The sequence below is a fragment of the Komagataeibacter intermedius TF2 genome, assembly GCF_000964425.1.
In the GTDB taxonomy this organism is placed as follows: domain Bacteria; phylum Pseudomonadota; class Alphaproteobacteria; order Acetobacterales; family Acetobacteraceae; genus Komagataeibacter; species Komagataeibacter intermedius.
In genome coordinates this window covers 1-783 of the sequence record NZ_BANF01000908.1, presented here as the reverse complement: position 1 = coordinate 783, position 783 = coordinate 1, and the positions used below count along the sequence as shown (strand labels likewise).

The window sequence follows — 783 nt, the reverse complement described above, 5'->3', positions numbered from 1 at the left end:
CCTTACTCCGCCAGGTTCGATGTTGCCAGCTTTCTTCACCAGCCAGAAGATCAGCCTGCATGCAGGCCCGGTGCCATGCAATGCGGAGGCAAGGAAAGCTGATCCTTCATGTCGCCACGGGTGATGGAGACTCCACGTCCCCCCTGCGACGGGGAATGCGGTTCCATGCATCAAGGGCCGCGATCTTGTATGCTTCCGCCAATGTCGGGTAATTGAAGGTCGCATCGATAAAGTAGTCGAACGTTCCCCCGAAATTAAGCACGGCCTGACCGATATGGATTAGTTCCGTGGCACTTTCACCGACTATATGCACCCCGAGCAACCTGTGGGTTTCAAGGGAAATCACCAGTTTCAGCATCCCCGAATGCATGCCTGCGATATGCCCGCGTGATGTCTCGCGAAAGCGTGCGATCCCGCATTCATACGGTATGGATTTTTCCTTTGCCTGTTCTTCCGTCATGCCGACCGTTGAGATTTCAGGCACGGAATATATCCCATAAGGAAAGAATTCAGGGGCTGGCGGCACGGTCTGGCCAAAAGCATGGCACGCTGCGATACGCCCCTGTTCCAGCGATGTGGAAGCAAGGGACGGAAAACCGATGACATCCCCCGTGGCATAGATATGCGCGATACCTGTCTGGAACGTCTTCGGGTCTACTTGCAACCTGCCGCGACTGTCGGCCCGCAGACCGCATGCATCAAGCCCGAGTTGATCCGTAGCCCCGGAACGTCCGCCGGTATAAAGCAGGATATCAGAACGGATCTGCCCGCCATCGGCCAGGA

At 56.3% G+C, this 783-nt stretch carries 1 protein-coding gene; it reads right to left on the bottom strand.

Translation table 11 applies throughout. The features are described 5' to 3' along the window. Positions 1-106 precede the first annotated feature (106 nt). On the bottom strand, positions 107-783 hold a 677-nt coding region (locus tag B7449_RS19505; protein WP_048884141.1), incomplete at its 5' end, for an FAD-dependent oxidoreductase.